Consider the following 17,666-nt stretch of genomic DNA (forward strand, 5'->3'; position numbering starts at 1 on the left):
GAGGGGATGCGATGACGGCAAGCGAACGCGAAAAGATGGCGACGGGTCAATGGTATTGCTGCCTTGATGACGAGCTCGATCTTCTGCGCCGGCAGGCGCGTCGGGCGATCCATGCGCACAATACCTTGCCGCCGGACGAGCGCGGCGGCGCAGCGCCCGCCTTGAAGGCGCTCTTTGCCAAGGCTGCGGCCGATATCTTCATCGAAGCGCCGTTCCATTGCTCCTACGGCATCAATATCGTTCTCGGCGAGCGCGTCTATTTCAATGCCGGCTGCACCATCCTCGATTCCGGCAGCGTCGTGATCGGCGATCGCACCATGTTCGGGCCGGGCGTGCAGATCTATTGCGCCGAGCATCACAAGGATCTCACCCTTCGCCGCGCGGGCATCGAGATCGCCCGGCCGGTCGAGATCGGCAGCGACGTCTGGATCGGCGGCGGCGCCATCATCCTCGGCGGGGTGGCGATCGGCGATGGCGCGATCGTCGGCGCCGGTGCCGTCGTGACGAAGGACGTACCGGCGGGCGCGACCGTCGTCGGTAACCCGGCCCGCATCCGATAAGCCGGTGTGTCACCCGTCCGCAATAACCTTCCCATCTCGACAGTGAGAATCACTCCGCTAGATGAGAAAGCGAAACGGAGGGAACCATGAGCAAATTGAATTTACCCACGGAAGGCGGCTGCCGTTGCGGCCGGGTGCGGTTGAAGATCAGCGCGCCGCCGCTGCTTACTATGGCGTGCCATTGCACGGGCTGCCAGAAGATGACCGCGAGTGCCTATTCGTTGAGTGCTGCTATCCCCAGTGAAGGCTTCGAGGTCACCAAAGGCGAGCCCGTCATCGGCGGCCTGCATGGCGTCACCAAACATTATTTCTGCCCGCATTGCATGAGCTGGATGTTCACCCGGCCGGAAGGCATGGACTGGTTCGTCAACCTGCGTGTCACCATGCTCGACGACCCCAGCTGGTTCACGCCCTTCATCGAGACATGGACGAGCGAGAAGCTGTCATTTGCCGAGACAGGGGCGGTGTACAGCTACGAGGCGCTGCCAGAGATGGACGCCTACGAGGGGCTGGTGAAAGAGTATATGGGCAGGGGATAGGGCTCAGAAGCCCTGGAAGAGGAAGTCCATGGCACCGATGATGGCATCGCTTTTGCCGGATAAATCTGCGATAGCTTTTCCAATTTCCGAGGTCGGGACAGACGCCATGCGCTGGGTGGCCATGACATAGATTTCACCCTCGATGGAAAAGCGTGGATTCAGCCGTGAGATCGACCAGCTCAGTTCCCGCACTGGATACAGCGGCACCATGACCCGCGATGGCAGATCGTCAAGCAGATTGGCTTGAAGATCGATGGCAAGGATATTTTCGTTTTTCAGCTGATAGGCGTGAAAGCGTGCCATCAAAACTGGCGGTACTTGGCGAGCGGCAGACCGTGTTTTTCGACATATTCGTTTTCAAGCCGGATAGCCTCGGCGTTCTCGATACGCCAAAGCCGCTCGCGTTCCGCCTTTATCGCCTTGGCGATACCATCCTCCGCGGCCCGCGATAGGTTGATCTTGAGTTCGCGCGCCTGGGAAACGAGGCCTTCGTCAAGTGAAAGATTCACTGCTTTTCTGGCCTGATGACCCATAACGATCTCCTCGATCTTATGCGCAAATCATATGCGCATAAGATACCATTGAGAAGCGTTATTCGTCGCCCATTTTCAGCGCTGCGATGAACGCTTCCTGCGGGATCTCCACCTTGCCGAACTGGCGCATGCGCTTCTTGCCGGCCTTCTGCTTGTCGAGCAGCTTGCGCTTGCGGGTGGCGTCGCCGCCGTAGCATTTCGCCGTCACGTCCTTGCGCAGGGCCGAGATCGTTTCGCGGGCAATCACGTTGCCGCCGATCGCCGCCTGGATCGGGATCTTGAACATGTGCTTCGGGATCAGCTCCTTGAGCTTCTCGCACATGTCGCGGCCGCGCTTTTCGGCGGCGGTGCGGTGCACCATCATCGAGAGAGCATCGACCGGCTCGCCGTTGACGAGGATCGACATCTTCACGAGGTTGCCCTCGCGGTGGTCGGTGAGCGTGTAATCGAAGGAGGCATAACCCTTCGAGATCGACTTCAGCCGGTCGTAGAAATCGAAGACGACTTCGTTGAGCGGCAGGTCGTAGGTCAGCATCGCGCGCGTGCCGACATAGGTGAGCTCGATCTGGATGCCGCGACGGTCCTGGCAGAGCTTCAGGATGCCGCCGAGGTAGTCGTCGGGTGTGAGGATCGTCGCGCGGATCCACGGCTCATGGATTTCGGAAATCTTGACGACATCGGGCATGTCGGCCGGATTGTGCAGCTCGCGCTCCGTGCCATCGGTCATGAACATCTTGTAGACGACGGAGGGTGCGGTGGCGATGAGGTCGAGATCGAACTCGCGTTCCAGCCGTTCCTGAATGATTTCGAGATGTAAGAGGCCGAGGAAGCCGCAGCGGAAACCGAAGCCGAGGGCGGCCGACGATTCCATTTCGAAGGAAAAGGAGGCGTCGTTGAGGCGAAGCTTGCCCATGGCGGCGCGCAGATCCTCGAAATCGGCGGCATCGACCGGGAAGAGGCCGCAGAAGACCACCGGCTGCGCCGGCTTGAAGCCCGGCAGCGCCTGCGCCGTCGGCCGCTTGTCCTCGGTGATCGTATCGCCGACGCGGGTATCGGCCACTTCCTTGATCGAGGCTGTGATGAAGCCGATCTCGCCGGGGCCGAGGCTTTCGACATTGACCATCTTCGGCGTCAGCACGCCGACGCGCTCCACCTGGTATTTCGCATCCGTGCCCATCATGCGGATCGTCTGGCCCTTGGTCAGCACGCCGTCGATGATGCGCACGAGAACCATGACGCCGAGATAGGTATCGTACCAGCTGTCGACGAGCAGCGCCTTCAGCGGCGCTTTGTCGCCGCCCGGGCTCTTCGGCGCCGGCAGCTTGTGGACGATCGCTTCCAGCACGTCGGGAATGCCGAGGCCTGTTTTGGCCGAGATCAGCACGGCCTCCGAGGCATCGATGCCGATCACTTCCTCGATCTGTTCCTTGATCCGGTCGGGTTCGGCGGCCGGCAGATCGATCTTGTTGAGGACGGTGACGATCTCGTGGTTGTTGTCGATCGCCTGGTAGACGTTCGCGAGCGTCTGCGCTTCCACGCCCTGAGAGGCGTCGACGACGAGCAGCGAGCCTTCGCAGGCCGACAACGACCGCGAGACTTCATAGGCGAAGTCGACGTGGCCGGGCGTGTCGATCAGGTTGAGGATGTATTTCTCACCATTGTTCGCCTGGTAATGCAGGCGCACGGTCTGGGCCTTGATGGTGATGCCACGCTCACGCTCGATATCCATATTGTCGAGCACCTGCTCGGACATTTCGCGCTCGGCAAGGCCGCCTGTCGTCTGGATCAGGCGGTCGGCCAGCGTCGATTTGCCGTGGTCGATATGGGCCACGATCGAGAAGTTGCGGATATGGGACAGCGGAGTGGTCGAATTGGTGCTCATGCGCGCCATATAGCAGCGCCGCCCCCTGCCGCAAAGCGGTAATTATCCCGCTGTTTACGCTATTTTGCGGGCCGGTCGAAGGCGTGTCAGACCGGCCACGCCTCCAGCCGCCAGGCTGAATCCCAGAACATCCATTCATATTGGGAGGCGCGCACGAAAACATCCATCATCTGAGTGCGTTCCGTCTCCGATGCGGCCCGGGCGGCGATATCGGTCAGCGCGATCACCTCGCGGGCGCCGGCGGCGAATTGCGGATCGCCATAGGTGTTGATCCAGGCCTGGAAAACATTGTCCTCGATAACAGGCCTGCTCTTGATGCCTTCGCCGACATGCCAGTAGATCCAGAAGCAGGGCAGAATGGCGGAAAGCGCAACGGCATAGGAGCTGTGATAGGCGGTCGCCAGAAGGAAATTCGTATAAGCGAAGCAGGCAGGCGAGGGCTCTGCGGCCGTCACATCCGTGCTCGAAATGCCGAACTGCGAGAGAAAACCGGCATGCAGGCCCTGCTCGACGGTGATCGCCTTCTGCGCCGAGCCGAGGAAGCGCAGCACCTGTGTATTGTCGGGCGCCTTTGCCGCGACGATGGCCAGGCACCGGGCATAGTGCTTCAGATAGATCGCATCCTGCAGGATGTAGTGGCGGAAAACTTCCGGCGGCAGCGTGCCGTCCGAAAGCCGTTCCAGGAGCGGCAATCGCTCGATCTCGGCCATAACAGGCTTGATCCGGTCCCAGGCGGCGGCCGTGAAGCTTCCCGTGATTTCGCCGTTCTGCATGCTGCCGTCCATGATGTCCTCCGCTCTCCAGGCGCCGCTGCCATATATCGGCGGCGCGGCAGCGAAGGCAAGCGAGATGACGCGTGGAGGTGACTTGATTCCATCATGAGATAATGTATTTCTCATATAGTAGAATCGAGAATCGGCGATGGAACAGGAACTCGAACAGGCGATCGGCAGCCGCATTCGTACATTGCGGGTGGAAAAGGGTCTGACCTTGGATGAGCTTGCCGAGGCGTCGGGCGTCAGCCGGGCGATGATCTCCCGCATCGAGCGCGCGGAGGCGAGCCCCACCGCTTCGCTGCTGGCAAGGGTCTGCGCAGCACTCGGCCTGTCGCTGTCGGCCTTCTTCGCGGAGGAGGGGCAGCAGGCCTCGCCGCTCGCCCGCCGGCAGGAACAGCAGGTCTGGCGCGATCCGGAGACAGGTTATCTCAGGCGCGCGGTATCGGCGCCCGGCACCGCTTCCGCCGTCGATATCGTCGAAGTCGAATTTCCGCCCGGCGCCCGCGTCAGCTTCCCGCCGCATGCGGCATCCCATGACATGACGCAGCATGTCTGGCTGTTTGACGGCGAGCTGGAGATGACGGCGGGCGAGACTGTTTACCGGCTGCGCCCCGGCGATTGCCTCTTCATGCCCGTCGGCGAGGGCCATTCCTTCCATAATCCCGGCAATGCGCCGGCGCGCTATTGCGTCGTGCTCGATCGCGGCGGCCGATAACGACGTTCATTTCAGGAGAAGAACATGCCCGATATTCGAATCCTTTCCGCCGAGGCGGCCCGCGCCGCCATTCCCGATCTTTCCGAGGTGCTGGCCGATTGCGTCACGGGCGGCGCCTCGGTCGGCTTCATGCAGCCTTATGGAGCTGAAGATGCCGAGCTTTACTGGCGAGAGGTTGCCGATGCGGTCGCCGGCGGCAGCAGCTTGCTGCTGGTCGCCGAACTCGATGGCCGGATCGTCGGCACGGTGCAGGTGGGTGCTGCGCAGATGCCGAACCAGCCGCATCGCGGCGATCTGAAGAAGCTCCTGGTGCATCGCTCCGCCCGTGGACGCGGCCTTGCCCGCCTATTGATGGAAGCAGCCGAACGCGAGGCGGCCAAACGCGGCAAGACCCTGCTCGTGCTCGACACGGCAACCGGCAGCGATGCCGAGGCGATCTATCCGCGCCTGGGCTGGCAGCGCGTCGGCGTCATCCCCGATTATGCTCTGTGGCCTGAAGGCGGCTTCTGCGACACCACCTTGTTCTACAAGCGGCTCGCCTGATTGCCCCCGCGCAGCCTGTGCTCACTTTGCGAATATGGGAAGCGCGCCAGCCAGCGTCGCGCCCGCCGTCCATTGCGCCGCGTTCCAGCCGAACTGCCGCGCCGCTTCGACATTTTCCGCAATATCGTCGATGAAGGCGATGTCACCGGGCAGCACGCCCGCGCGCTCGGTTGCAAGCCTGAAGAAGTCCAGCGAAGGTTTCCTGTGCCCGAGGGCTGCGGAATAGAGGATGTCGTCGAAATGGTCGCCAAGGCCCAGCTTTTCCATCAGGTAACGTGCCCGCCTATGCTCCTGGTTGGTCGCCAAGAAGAGCGTGACACCGCTGTGTCGAAGCGCGACGAGTTCTTCCAAGAGACCGCTGTCGACGCGGGAATCGTTTTCGAACCAGTAATCGATCATCGTCGCGGCGCTGAGATGAGGCGCGATTCTTGCCAACACCTGGGCAAGCCTCGGTTCCAGCGCCTCGCGGCCAACGATGATCTCACCCCAGTGAGTCTGGAAGAATTCCCGCTGCAGCAGTTCGAGACTAAGTCCCAGATCGCGTTCCAGAAATGTGAAGAGAGGAAGGCCGTCGGCCGGACGCCCATGAATGAGCACGCCATCGACATCGACCATCAACACTTTCATGCGGAAAAATTCCTCGTTCTCAAAACACCGGCGAAAGTGGCGTCATTCGTTTGGCCGATCAAGGGCGCAGCACCGCTTTTTCATCGGGGCTGACCCGTGTACATCTCGACTTCCAACCAAGGACGAATCCGAAATGCGCGTCATCTATTCCGAAGATCATAAGCTGCGCGATGCCAGGACCGAGCTCCATGCCGGTCAGCTGGTGACGCCCTTCGAGGCGCCGTTTCGCGCCGAGTGGATTCTGGCGGCGGTCGAGGAAGCGGGTTTCCGGGAAGTCGTGGCGCCGGATGCCCATGGGCTCGAAACGGCCCGAAAGGTGCATGATCCCGCCTATCTCGATTTTCTCGCGACCGTCTGGGATCGCTGGGTCGCGGCCGGCTTCGAGGGTGAGGCGATCGCCAATTCCTTTCCGGTCCGCCGCACCAGCCAGCGCGTGCCCGACAATATCGTCGGCGCGATCGGCCATTATGCCAATGCGGCCGACACCTCCATCACCAAGGGTTCTTATGAAGCGGCGATCGCCTCGATGCGCTGCGCGGTGTCAGGCGCCGATTGGCTGAATGCCGGCAACCGCTTCGCTTTCGCGCTCTGCCGCCCGCCCGGCCATCATGCCGGCATCGATCTCTTCGGCGGCTATTGCTTCATCAATAATTCCGGCGTCGCGGCCCAGCGTCTGCTCGATCACGGCGCGAAGAAGGTTGCCGTGCTCGATGTCGATTTCCACCATGGCAACGGCACGCAGGATCTCTTCTATCGCAGAGGCGATGTCTTCACCGCCTCGTTGCATGGCGATCCGATGTTTGCCTTTCCTTATTTCCTCGGCCATGCCGATGAAGAAGGCGAAGGGGAGGGCGCCGGCGCCAACCGCAACTATCCGATGCCGCCCCATACGCCCTGGCAGGTCTGGTCTTCGGCGCTTGCCGATGCGCTTGCCCGCATCAAGGCCTTCGGCGCTGAAGCGATCGTCGTGGCCCTCGGCGTCGATACTTTCGAGCGCGATCCGATTTCCTTCTTCCAGCTGAAATCGGAAGACTTCATTCGCATGGGAGAGATGATCTCCGCCGCCGGCCTGCCCGTCGTCACCTGCATGGAGGGCGGCTATGGCGTGCCGGAAATCGGCCTTAACGTCGCCAATGTTCTCAAGGGTCTGGAAGCCTGATCTCTTGATATGACCGACGAGACCGTTTCCTCCGATATCCCGACACCCCGTATGCTGAGTTGGGCGCGCAACTCCGCCATCTATCGGCTCGAGCGGCGAATGATGACGGAAAAACAGCTCTTTGACGCCATCACCCGCAAGGCGAAGGAGAAGTTCGAGGATATCAGCGCGGCGCAACTCAAGGCCGTGGCCGATTTCGCCGTCAAATTCGCCTATGACAACAAGGTGCTCGACGATAGCGCCTATGCAGAGATCAGCACGCGCTCTGCCGTGCGCGGCGGTAAATCGAAGCGCGCCATCGCCCAGAAGCTTGCCGCCAAGGGTGTCGCGAGCGACAAGGTCGAGGCCGCGCTCGGAGAGACCGATGATCTCTATGCCGCGGCGATATTCGCCCGCAAGCGCGCCTTCGGTCCCTTCCGCCGGGTCGAGCTTGACGAAAAGCGAAAGGCCAAAGAGCTTTCGGCCTTCGCCCGCAACGGCTTCAGCTTCGACATCGGCAGGAAGGTTTTCGAGATGAGCTTCGAGGATGCCGAAGAGGTCATCTTTGCCGGCCGTCTCTGATATGCATCAAAGCTCTTTCTGCCTGGATCAGAAGTTTGAATTTGCCGCCCGCAAACCGTCTTCGTAAGAAGAGCGCACAATCGGGGGCGAGCATGGAAGAAAAAGCAAATGGCGGAGCGGGCACGCTGACCGCGGAGACGTCAACGGCATTCGGCGGCGTGGCGGCCGGCGGGCTGATGTGCCTCATGTCCATGTCGTCGATCCAATTCGGCGCGGCACTTTCCTCCTCGGCCATCGCCGCCTATGGACCGGCCGGCGCCTCCTGGCTGCGCCTCGCCTTCGCCGCCATCATTCTTGCCGTCTTCGTGCGGCCGCGTTTCGCCAGCTACACCAGGGCGCAATGGACGAGCGCTCTGGTTCTCGGCGCAACGACGGCGCTGATGACCATGAGTTTCTTCGCGGCGATCGAGCGTATTCCACTCGGCCTTGCCGTGGCGATCGATTTCCTCGGTCCGCTTTCGGTTGCGACCATCGGCTATGGCCTCAGCCGGCGTCTTATCTGGCCGCTCATTGCAGCACTTGGCGTTCTGGCGCTTGCTCATGACGGTGAAGGCTGGGTCGGCAATGTCGAGGGTATTCTCTTTGCGCTCGGCGCTGGAACCGGTTGGGCGATCTATATCGTCCTGACGAAAAAGATCGGCGCGAGCTTCAAGGGGCTGGAAGGACTTTCCATGTCGCTGATGGTTGCCGCCTTGGTCGCGACACCCTTCGGCTTCGCCGGTGCCGTGCCGGCGCTCGATGGCTACGGCCTGATTGAAATGGCGGGGCTTGCCATTCTGGTGCCGCTGCTGCCCTACACGCTGGAACTCATCGCCTTGCGGCGCATGCCGACGGCCTCCTTCGGCATTCTCATGAGCCTCGAGCCCGCCATCGCGGCGCTTGCCGGTTTCGTCATCCTGGCCCAGCCGATGACGCTGCTGCAGATGGCCGGAACTGCCTTGGTCGTCGCGGCAAGCGCCGGTGCGACCTTTTCCGCAAGGCAGTGATCAGCCTGCCTTTTTCGCAGGATCGTCGAGAGCGGGATTGTAAAAGAGCGATAGCGTCAGGCTTTTGGCGATCCGCTCGGCGGTCGCCATGAACCATGCCCTGGCTTCCGGCGATGGGGCGATATCGTCGAGCGTTGCGGCAAACAGCGACAGCCACTTCGGAAAGAGATCGGGCGTCAGGTTCTGAACGCCCGTATGCGCCTGCACCGGCTTGCCGCCATAGGCGCCGCTGCGGAAGGCAACGGCCGACCAGAAGCTCTTCATCTTCTGCATATGCTCGGGCCAGCGGCCGGACAGCCGCGTATCGAACACGGGACCGAGATCGGGATGCTCCAGCACGCGCCCGTAAAAAGTCTCGACCAGCCTGTCGATGAAGGCTTCGTCGATACCCATCGCCCGCATTTCGGCCTCCGCCCTTTCGCGGATCGCCGCGACATGGGCAGGCCGGCCCTGAATCTCATTGTCCATCATAAACCCCGGCGCCGCATGATGCGGCAGCCCTCATATAGGTCTTTATGACTGGAAGCCAAAGTCGTCGGTGCCGATTGCGGCAATCTGACAGCCAGCATGCCCCACGCACTTGACCGTCATTGCCTGCTTCTCTAGATTTAGAATTATTCTAAATTATGGAGAAAGTGATGTTGGCGCGGTTTTTCAGATCCTCGAAACGATCGTTCGACTCGTTGTCCGAGCAGGAGATCCTCGCCCTGGCAATCGCCTCCGAGGAAGACGACGCCCGCATCTATCTCGCTTATGCCGACAGACTGCGAAAGGAATTTCCGGCCTCGGCCAAGGTCTTCGAGGATATGGCCGAGGTCGAGGATACGCATCGCAAGTCGCTGATCGAAATCCACCGGCAGCGTTTCGGCGAGCGCATCCCGCTGATCCGGCGCGAGCACGTGCAGGGCTTTTACGAGCGCAAGCCCGATTGGCTCCGGGCAAACCTCTCGCTGGATGCGATGCGGCAGGAAACCGAGGCGATGGAGGAACAGGCCCATCGTTTCTACGTCGAGGCGGCAAAGCGCACCTCGGACGCCTCGACGCGTCAGCTTCTGGGTGACTTGGCGCTCGCCGAACAGGGGCACGAAGACATCGCCCGCATGCTTGGCGACAAACATACGCCCGAGGAAATCAAGCGCGACGAGGACGAGACGGCGCACCGGCAATTCGTGCTGACCTATGTGCAGCCGGGCCTCGCCGGCCTGATGGATGGCTCAGTCTCGACGCTGGCGCCGATCTTCGCCGCGGCCTTTGCGACGCAGGATACCTGGCAGACCTTCCTCGTCGGCCTTTCGGCCTCCGTCGGCGCGGGCATCTCGATGGGCTTTACGGAAGCTGCCCATGACGACGGCAAGATCTCCGGCCGCGGCTCGCCGGTCAAGCGCGGCCTTGCCTGCGGCATCATGACGGCGCTCGGCGGTCTCGGCCACGCGCTGCCTTACCTGATCCCGCATTTCTGGACCGCGACGATCACCGCCGCCGTCATCGTCTTCTTCGAACTCTGGGCGATCGCCTTCATCCAGAACCGCTACATGGAAACACCCTTCCTGCGCGCCGCCTTCCAGGTGGTGCTCGGCGGCAGCCTCGTCCTCGCCGCCGGTATTCTGATTGGGAATGGGTGAGTTGCGGTCGGGCGAAGCCCGAGCAATCGATCCAGTGAATCGATTGCAGCAACGAACGCCCTGAGCCCAAGCGAAGGGCCGGGAGATGGTGCGGCAAATCAATACCTTATCTCACGCGAGGGTGCGGCACGGCGATCAGCCCTCATCAGGGTTGGAAAGAGCGCAGCTGCATCCCCCAAAAGCAAAAGGCCGGCTTTCGCCGGCCTTTCCCCACGTCCCCTCGAAATTCTTATCGCAGAGCGCCGACCAGAACGTCGCGGCCGTTCTCGATGGTGACCCAGCGGCCGGCATTGTAGCTCGACTGGCGCTTGACGAAGGAATAAGGCGTCCCGAACCACGGCTTCACTTCGGAAGCGAGGTTGTCGAGCACGAAATCGCCCTGGGCGGTGCGCAGCGTCAGCACGGCATGGCCTTCGCCGTCAGGCTTGCGCACGACGGTCATCAGCAGGTCGGCTGCCGAAAAGCCGCGCTGGATCAGCATGCGGCGCTTCAGCAGCGCGAAGTCCTCGCAGTCGCCGGCGGTGGTCGGATAGGCCCAGACTTCGTCCTTGCCGTAGATTTCCTTGTCGGTCATCGGCGTGATCGTCCGGTTGACCGTGGCGTTGACCGAGCGCACCAGCTCCCACTTCGCCGCGGTCATTTCGACCGGACCGGAATTGCGGTTCGGCCCGCATTCATTGCGGTGAATCTGGCAGAAATCGTAATGGCCGATCGGCTGGGAGGTGGCGTTGCCCGTAACCATGGAGGCATTTCTGGTTGGAGCCGGGATGGCAGCTGTCGCCATCGCAAACACGGCCATCATGGCCACGAAGATACCCTTGATCCGCACGCCCGCTCTTCCTCGCATCGCCCCTTAATTATTAACAAAGTGTTAATGGAGAGGGCCGAGAAGAGTCAATCGTTACTTCTTAGGAGGACCTGCCAACTCGCCGACATGGTTAAAATGCAACGGGACCGGGAACTTGCTTCGGGATGATCGGCGGCGCCACTCAAGCGGGCTTTTCCATATTTGCCGATGAACGGAGGATGTCTTTGACGGCGCTGACGAGAAGCGCGATATCGCCGGGACGGGAAAGACGGTGGTCGCCGTCGCGGACGAGGGTCAAGACAACGTCGTCGGCGGGAAGATGCTCGACGAGCTTCATCGCATGCGCATGCGGCACGTCAGGGTCCTTCATGCCCTGGAGGATATGCACCGGGCAGCCCGTCTCGATGATGCCGTCGAGCACCCGGTTCTCCCGACCGTCCTCGATCAGCGCCCTGGTATAGATGTTCGGTTCCGGGCTGTATTGCGAGCGCTCTTCGAAATAGCCGCGCTCGGCAAGCGACTTGCGCTCCTTTGCCGTCAGGTTCGGCTCGATCAGCTCGGAGGTGAAGTCGGGCGCCGGCGCGATCAGCACCATCCCGGCGAGCTTTGGGCCGCCCTGCCGCGCAAGCTCCTGCGCAAGCCTCAGCGCGATCCAGCCGCCCATCGAGGAGCCGACGAGAATGACCCGGGCGGGCGCGGCATGGCGGAGAACGGCAAGCGCCTCTTCGAGCCAGCGTGAGATCGTTCCGTCGCGGAAACTGCCGCCGGAAAGCCCGTGGCCGGAATAATCCAACCGGATGCAGGCGAGGCCGAGTTCTGCCGCCAGCCCGTCGAGCTCCACCGCTTTTGTGCCGCTCATGTCGGAACGGTAGCCGGATAGCCAAACGAGCGCCGGTGCGTCATCGCCGCCCTGCGCCGGGCGGACGATGAAGGCGATCTCACGCGCCGCCTCGCCCTCGCCGACGGCCAGGAACTGCGGCTGGGCATTGGGAATCTGATCTGACATCGGTGAAACTCCTTTTATTTTGGCCTATAAAACAGATTCTTGACAGGCTGACAGCAGGTGATTTTTCCGCTAAAGGATGATATTGACTCCGTTGCAGCGATGACGAGACACGTTGGTGCACCCTCACCGGGAGCGCGCGGCTGCAACATTTCGAAACAACGCGAGGAGAATACGACCATTCGCAGACCTTTTAAGACCGATGCGCCCGTGAAGGACGGCCCGCGCTCGAACCGTGAAATCCGCATCCCCAAAGTTCAGCTGATCGCGGCTGACGGACAGAATATGGGCATCGTGCCTACCGACCAGGCCTTGAGAATGGCGGAAGAAGCCGGCCTCGATCTCGTCGAAATTTCCCCCAATGCCGAACCGCCGGTGTGCAAGATCCTCGATCTGGGCAAGCTGAAATATGCCAACCAGAAGAAGGCTGCCGAGGCGCGCAAGAAGCAGAAGATCGTCGAAGTCAAAGAAATCAAGATGCGCCCGAACATCGACACCCATGACTATGAGGTGAAGATGAAGGCGATGGGCCGCTTCTTCGATGAAGGCGACAAGGTCAAGGTGACGCTGAAATTCCGTGGCCGTGAAATGGCTCACCAGGAACTCGGCATGAAGCTTCTGCAGCAGGTCAAGGCGGATACGACCGAGATCGCCAAGGTGGAGGCCGAGCCCAAGCTCGAAGGCCGCCAGATGATGATGGTGCTGGCGCCGAAGTAAGCGCCAGATACTTTTTCGCCCCAAGGCCGTCCGCAAGGGCGGCTTTTGTGCTTTCGGCTACCGTATTTTCGGCGCGCCGAAGATTCCTCCGCGGCCCCGTTGCACTTTCATGACGCTGCGGTTATAAGCGCGCGTCCGAACTGACCGGCAGGGCATGCCGTGGCAGTTTCGAATGCTTGCGGAACGGTTCGTCGCCGGTCCCGCAGATCAACAACAAACGCTCCCGCACCTTGTTGCGACGGCCGGAGAACCGGACTTCGCGAGGAGGGCTTTTTGATGAAGCGAGCAGGGAGGACAGAAGGAGTAGCAAAATGCCCAAGATGAAGACGAAGTCCTCTGCCAAGAAGCGGTTCAAGATCACCGCAACCGGCAAGGTCAAGGCGGCTGCCGCTGGCAAGCGCCATGGCATGATCAAGCGCTCGAACAAGTTCATTCGCGATGCACGCGGCACCATGGTTCTCGCAGAACCCGATGGCCGCAAGGTCGTGAAGAACTATCTGCCGAACGGTCTCTGAGACTATTCCGGTAACGCGTTAGATTAAGGAGATCATGAAATGGCACGTGTAAAAAGAGGCGTCGCTGCGCACGCCAAGCACAAGAAGGTTCTGAAGCAGGCCAAGGGCTTCTATGGCCGTCGCAAGAACACCATCCGTACCGCCAAGGCTGCCGTCGATCGCGCCAAGCAGTACGCATACCGCGACCGCAAGGTCAACAAGCGCAACTTCCGCGCCCTCTGGATCCAGCGTATCAACGCTGCCGTCCGCGAATTCGGCCTGACCTATGGCCGCTTCATCGACGGCCTGAACAAGGCTGGTATCGAAGTCGACCGCAAGGTTCTCTCCGACATGGCGATCCATGAGCCGGAAGCATTCGGTGCGCTGGTTGCTGCCGCCAAGAAGGCCCTTGAATACCTCAAGGAAACCGGCACGGCTAACGAGTTTGAAGGCGCGGTTCGTTAACCAGCGCTTCCCAAGCTTTGAAGTTATGATTTTGGGAAACCCGCGCTGGTTTGGGCTAGTGCGGGTTTTTCTTTCTTTATATTCCTTGCGCCGGTCGGCGCCACCTGCCTCCCGATCCCCCGCCTGATACTGGACGGAAAGAAGTGACAATGTCAGATATCGACCAGCTCAACTCATCGCTGCTCGCGGAAATCGCTGCTGCCAATGACGAGGCAGCCCTGGAAGCCGTGCGCGTGTCCGCTCTCGGCAAGAAGGGCTCCGTCTCGGAGCTCCTGAAGACGCTCGGCGCCATGACGCCGGAGGAACGCCAGACCCGGGGTGCGGCGATCAACGCCCTGAAGAATGCGGTGACGGACGCCATTGCCGAGCGCAAGTCGGTACTGAAAGTTGCGGCTGTCAATGCGCGGCTGAAGGCCGAGACGGTCGACGTCAGCCTGCCGGTGCGCTCCTCGCCCGCCGAGCGCGGCCGCATCCATCCGATCAGCCAGATCGTCGACGAGATCACCGCGATCTTCGCCGACATGGGTTTCTCGATCGCCGAAGGTCCCGATATCGAGACCGACTACTACAATTTCACCGCGCTGAACTTCCCGGAAGGCCATCCGGCCCGCGAGATGCACGACACCTTCTTCTTCAATCCGGATGAGAATGGTGAGCGCAAGGTGCTGCGCACGCACACCTCGCCCGTGCAGGTGCGCACCATGGAGACGCAGAAGCCGCCGATCCGCATCATCATCCCCGGCAAGACCTACCGTCAGGATTCGGACGCCACGCATTCGCCGATGTTCCATCAGGTCGAGGGCCTGGTCATCGACAAAAAGGCCAATGTCGCCAACATCCGCTGGGTGCTCGAGGAGTTCTGCAAGACCTTCTTCGAGGTCGACAGCGTGACGATGCGCTTCCGCCCGTCCTTCTTCCCCTTCACCGAGCCCTCCTTCGAGGTCGATATCCAGTGCGACCGCTCCGGCCCGATCGTCAAGTTCGGCGAAGGCACCGACTGGATGGAGATCCTCGGCTGCGGCATGGTCCACCCGAACGTGCTGCGCTACGGCGGCCTCGATCCGGACGAATATCAGGGTTTTGCCTGGGGCATGGGGCTCGATCGCATTGCCATGCTGAAATACGGCATGCCCGACCTGCGCGACTTCTTCAACGCCGACGTCCGCTGGATGACGCATTACGGTTTCCGCCCGCTCGACATGCCGACGCTGTTCGGCGGCCTCAGCGTTTGAACGGAGAATTGAGACGATGAAATTCACGCTCTCCTGGCTGAAAGAGCATCTGGAAACGGATGCCACGCTCGATGAAATCTGCGCGCGCCTCACCGAGATCGGGCTTGAGGTAGAGGATGTCGACGACAAGGCGGCCTTCAAGCCCTTCGTCATCGCGCGGGTTGTCTCGGCGGAAAAACATCCCCAGGCCGATCGCCTGAAGGTGCTGATGGTCGATACCGGTGCCGGTGCGCCGGTCCAGGTCGTCTGCGGCGCCCCGAATGCGCGCGCCGGCCTCGTCGGCGCCTTCGCCGCACCCGGAACCTATGTTCCCGGCATCGACGTGACGCTTGCCGTCGGCAATATCCGCGGCGTCGAAAGCCGCGGCATGATGTGCTCCGAAAAGGAGCTTGAGATATCCGACAATCACGATGGCATCATCGATCTGCCTGATGATGCGCCGGTCGGCACGAGCTATGCGACTTATGCCCATCTTGATGACCCGGTCATCGAGATCAATCTGACGCCCAACCGTCCGGACTGCACCTCGATCCACGGCATCGCCCGCGATCTCGCCGCCTCCGGTCTCGGCACGCTGAAGACGCGGCCCGCGCCCTCCTTCGCCGTCGAAGGCGAGACGCCGGTCAAGCTGACGCTCGATCTCGACGATCCCAGGCTCTGCCCCGGCTTCAGCCTGCGTCTCGTGCGCGGTGTGAAGAACGGCCCGAGCCCGCGCTGGATGCAGCAGCGGCTTCTCGCCATCGGCCTGCGCCCCATCAATGCGCTGGTCGATATCACCAACTACATGACCTTCGACCAGGGCCGGCCGATGCACGTCTTCGACGCCGCCAAGGTCAAGGGCAACCTGACGGTGCGCCGCGCCAAAGAAGGCGAGACCGTACTGGCGCTCGACCAGCGCGAATACAAGCTCGGCCCGAGCAACGTCGTCATATCCGATGAGGATGGCGTTGAATCGATCGGTGGCATCATGGGCGGAGAACATTCCGGCTGCGACGAGAACACCGTCGACGTTCTGATCGAATCCGCTCTCTGGGACCCGATGAACATCGCCAAATCGGGCCGCAGCCTCGGCATCATCACCGATGCCCGCTACCGTTTCGAACGCGGCGTCGATCCGGAATATATGGTTCCCGGCCTCGAGCGCACGACGGAACTGGTGCTGGAACTCTGCGGCGGCACGGCTGCCAAGGCTGAGGTCGTCGGCTACAAGGGTTATGAACCGAAGATCGTCGATTTCCCCTATTCCGAGATCAAGCGCCTGACCGGCCTCGACGTTTCGAATGAGGAAAGCAGCACGATCCTGACGCGCCTCGGCTTTACGGTTTCCGGTTCCGGCGAGCGTGTCTCCGTCGCCGTTCCCTCATGGCGCCCCGATGTCGACGGCAAGGCCGATCTCGTCGAGGAGGTCATGCGCATCCACGGCGTCGACAATATCAAGCCGGCGCCGCTCGAAAGCCATGCGGCCGTCAACGGTAAGATCCTGACGACGCTGCAGATCCGCACCCGCTCGGCCAAGCGCGCGCTTGCCTCGCGCGGCATGCTGGAGGCCGTCACCTGGTCCTTCATTCCGGAAGATCAGGCAAAGCTCTTCGGCGGCGGTTCGCCCGCCCTCAAGCTTGCCAATCCGATCGCTGCCGAAATGTCGGATATGCGACCCTCGCTGCTGCCGGGCCTGCTGACGGCTGCCCAGCGCAATGCCGACAAGGGTTATGGCGACGTGGCGATCTTCGAAGTCTCGGGCACCTATGAGAACGACCGGCCGGAAGGCCAGCGCCGCGTCGCCGGCGGCATCCGCCGCGGCACGGCCTCGCTATCAGGCGCGGGCCGCGCGTGGTCGAATACCGCCAAGGGCGGCGGCAAGCCGGTCGACGTCTTCGACGCCAAGGCCGATGCGCTCGCCGTCATCGAAGCCTGCGGCCTGCCGATGGGCAATATCCAGATCGAGCAGGGTGGTCCCGAATGGTATCATCCCGGCCGCTCCGGCACGATCAAGATGGGACCGAAAGTCGTGCTCGGCTATTTCGGCGAGTTTCATCCGCTGACGCTGGAAGCCCTCGATGTCTCCGGCGCGCTCTGCGGTTTCGAAGTCTATCTCGATGCCATGGCGGAGCCGAAGAAGGCGACCCGCACCAAGCCGGCGCTCGATCTCTCGCCCTTCCAGGCAGTCAAGCGCGACTTCGCCTTCGTCGTCGACAAGACGGTGGAAGCCGGCGCCATCATCAAGGCTGCGACCGGCGCCGACCGCAAGCTCATCACCGGCGTCAACGTCTTCGATATCTTCGAGGGCGCTTCGGTCGGCGAAGGCAGGAAATCGGTGGCGATCGAGGTTCAGATCCAGCCGGTCGAGCGCACGCTGACGGATGAGGATTTCGAGGCGCTGACCCAGAAGATCGTCGCAAGCGTGACGAAATTCACCGGCGGCGTCCTCAGAAGCTGAGCCCCAT

The 17,666-nt window shown here is 61.7% G+C and carries 21 protein-coding genes; 13 read left to right on the top strand and 8 right to left on the bottom strand.

What is annotated here, in order from left to right:
- Positions 1-11 precede the first annotated feature (11 nt).
- Positions 12-560 (top strand): sugar O-acetyltransferase, encoded by a 549-nt coding sequence (locus tag ATY78_RS21795; protein ID WP_088684384.1) that lies wholly within the window; start codon positions 12-14, stop codon positions 558-560.
- 86 nt (positions 561-646) lie between these two features.
- Positions 647-1,099: a GFA family protein gene (locus tag ATY78_RS21800; protein WP_088684385.1), complete on the top strand. Its 453-nt coding sequence runs from the start codon at positions 647-649 to the stop codon at positions 1,097-1,099.
- Between the two features lie 3 nt (positions 1,100-1,102).
- Here ATY78_RS21800 and ATY78_RS21805 read toward each other — a convergent pair whose 3' ends face one another.
- The 4 genes from ATY78_RS21805 to tenA all read right to left on the bottom strand — a co-directional run bounded on the left by ATY78_RS21805 (position 1,103) and on the right by tenA (position 4,299).
- Complete coding sequence (locus tag ATY78_RS21805; RefSeq protein WP_088684601.1) at positions 1,103-1,402, bottom strand: CcdB family protein; 300 nt, start codon at positions 1,400-1,402, stop codon at positions 1,103-1,105.
- Positions 1,402-1,632, bottom strand: a complete 231-nt coding sequence (locus ATY78_RS21810; protein ID WP_088684386.1) for a type II toxin-antitoxin system CcdA family antitoxin — start codon at positions 1,630-1,632, stop codon at positions 1,402-1,404. The genes ATY78_RS21805 and ATY78_RS21810 overlap by 1 nt, the downstream gene beginning before the upstream one ends.
- Positions 1,633-1,690: 58 nt before the next feature.
- Entirely contained in the window at positions 1,691-3,523 is a 1,833-nt protein-coding gene (gene lepA / locus ATY78_RS21815) for a translation elongation factor 4 (RefSeq protein WP_088684387.1), read from the bottom strand.
- Between the two features lie 77 nt (positions 3,524-3,600).
- Positions 3,601-4,299, bottom strand: coding sequence for a thiaminase II (gene tenA / locus ATY78_RS21820; RefSeq protein ID WP_088684388.1), 699 nt, complete (start codon positions 4,297-4,299; stop codon positions 3,601-3,603).
- A gap of 136 nt (positions 4,300-4,435) precedes the next feature.
- On the opposite strand from tenA, the gene ATY78_RS21825 reads away from it, so the two are divergent.
- Entirely contained in the window at positions 4,436-5,005 is a 570-nt protein-coding gene (locus tag ATY78_RS21825; protein WP_088684389.1) for an XRE family transcriptional regulator, read from the top strand.
- A gap of 24 nt (positions 5,006-5,029) precedes the next feature.
- The gene (locus tag ATY78_RS21830; protein ID WP_088684390.1) at positions 5,030-5,548 is read left to right on the top strand and encodes a GNAT family N-acetyltransferase; all 519 of its coding nucleotides are present in this window, start codon (positions 5,030-5,032) and stop codon (positions 5,546-5,548) included.
- Between the two features lie 21 nt (positions 5,549-5,569).
- Here ATY78_RS21830 and ATY78_RS21835 read toward each other — a convergent pair whose 3' ends face one another.
- Entirely contained in the window at positions 5,570-6,175 is a 606-nt protein-coding gene (locus tag ATY78_RS21835) for an HAD-IA family hydrolase (protein WP_088684391.1), read from the bottom strand.
- A 133-nt stretch (positions 6,176-6,308) separates the two neighbouring features.
- Between ATY78_RS21835 and ATY78_RS21840 the strand changes: the two genes are divergently transcribed.
- The 3 genes from ATY78_RS21840 (at position 6,309) to ATY78_RS21850 (ending at position 8,881) form a co-directional block, all read left to right on the top strand.
- Positions 6,309-7,334: a histone deacetylase family protein gene (locus ATY78_RS21840; protein ID WP_088684392.1), complete on the top strand. Its 1,026-nt coding sequence runs from the start codon at positions 6,309-6,311 to the stop codon at positions 7,332-7,334.
- Positions 7,335-7,343: 9 nt separating this feature from the next.
- Entirely contained in the window at positions 7,344-7,895 is a 552-nt protein-coding gene (gene recX / locus ATY78_RS21845) for a recombination regulator RecX (protein ID WP_088684393.1), read from the top strand.
- A gap of 92 nt (positions 7,896-7,987) precedes the next feature.
- The gene (locus ATY78_RS21850) at positions 7,988-8,881 is read left to right on the top strand and encodes an EamA family transporter (protein ID WP_088684394.1); all 894 of its coding nucleotides are present in this window, start codon (positions 7,988-7,990) and stop codon (positions 8,879-8,881) included.
- On the opposite strand, the gene ATY78_RS21855 is transcribed toward ATY78_RS21850, so the two are convergent.
- Complete coding sequence (locus ATY78_RS21855; RefSeq protein ID WP_088684602.1) at positions 8,882-9,349, bottom strand: truncated hemoglobin; 468 nt, start codon at positions 9,347-9,349, stop codon at positions 8,882-8,884.
- A gap of 170 nt (positions 9,350-9,519) precedes the next feature.
- On the opposite strand from ATY78_RS21855, the gene mbfA reads away from it, so the two are divergent.
- Positions 9,520-10,503, top strand: a complete 984-nt coding sequence (mbfA, locus tag ATY78_RS21860; RefSeq protein ID WP_088684395.1) for an iron exporter MbfA — start codon at positions 9,520-9,522, stop codon at positions 10,501-10,503.
- A 229-nt stretch (positions 10,504-10,732) separates the two neighbouring features.
- Here the strand turns inward: mbfA and ATY78_RS21865 are convergent, their stop codons facing one another.
- Positions 10,733-11,332, bottom strand: coding sequence for a transglutaminase-like cysteine peptidase (locus ATY78_RS21865; protein WP_088684396.1), 600 nt, complete (start codon positions 11,330-11,332; stop codon positions 10,733-10,735).
- 160 nt (positions 11,333-11,492) lie between these two features.
- Positions 11,493-12,317, bottom strand: a complete 825-nt coding sequence (locus tag ATY78_RS21870) for an alpha/beta hydrolase (protein ID WP_088684397.1) — start codon at positions 12,315-12,317, stop codon at positions 11,493-11,495.
- 177 nt (positions 12,318-12,494) lie between these two features.
- On the opposite strand from ATY78_RS21870, the gene infC reads away from it, so the two are divergent.
- The 5 genes from infC (at position 12,495) to pheT (ending at position 17,659) form a co-directional block, all read left to right on the top strand.
- A complete protein-coding gene (gene infC / locus ATY78_RS21875) occupies positions 12,495-13,031 on the top strand; it encodes a translation initiation factor IF-3 (protein WP_077991295.1) in 537 nt (178 codons plus the stop codon).
- Positions 13,032-13,342: 311 nt separating this feature from the next.
- Positions 13,343-13,546: a 50S ribosomal protein L35 gene (gene rpmI, locus ATY78_RS21880; RefSeq protein WP_007813308.1), complete on the top strand. Its 204-nt coding sequence runs from the start codon at positions 13,343-13,345 to the stop codon at positions 13,544-13,546.
- Between the two features lie 39 nt (positions 13,547-13,585).
- Positions 13,586-13,990, top strand: coding sequence for a 50S ribosomal protein L20 (rplT, locus tag ATY78_RS21885; RefSeq protein WP_064693455.1), 405 nt, complete (start codon positions 13,586-13,588; stop codon positions 13,988-13,990).
- Between the two features lie 149 nt (positions 13,991-14,139).
- Positions 14,140-15,222 (top strand): phenylalanine--tRNA ligase subunit alpha, encoded by a 1,083-nt coding sequence (gene pheS / locus ATY78_RS21890; protein ID WP_088684398.1) that lies wholly within the window; start codon positions 14,140-14,142, stop codon positions 15,220-15,222.
- A 16-nt stretch (positions 15,223-15,238) separates the two neighbouring features.
- Positions 15,239-17,659, top strand: a complete 2,421-nt coding sequence (pheT, locus tag ATY78_RS21895) for a phenylalanine--tRNA ligase subunit beta (RefSeq protein WP_088684399.1) — start codon at positions 15,239-15,241, stop codon at positions 17,657-17,659.
- The last annotated feature ends 7 nt before the right edge of the window (positions 17,660-17,666 follow it).

Source organism: Rhizobium sp. R635 (assembly GCF_002211285.1).
Classification (GTDB): Bacteria; Pseudomonadota; Alphaproteobacteria; order Rhizobiales; family Rhizobiaceae; genus Rhizobium.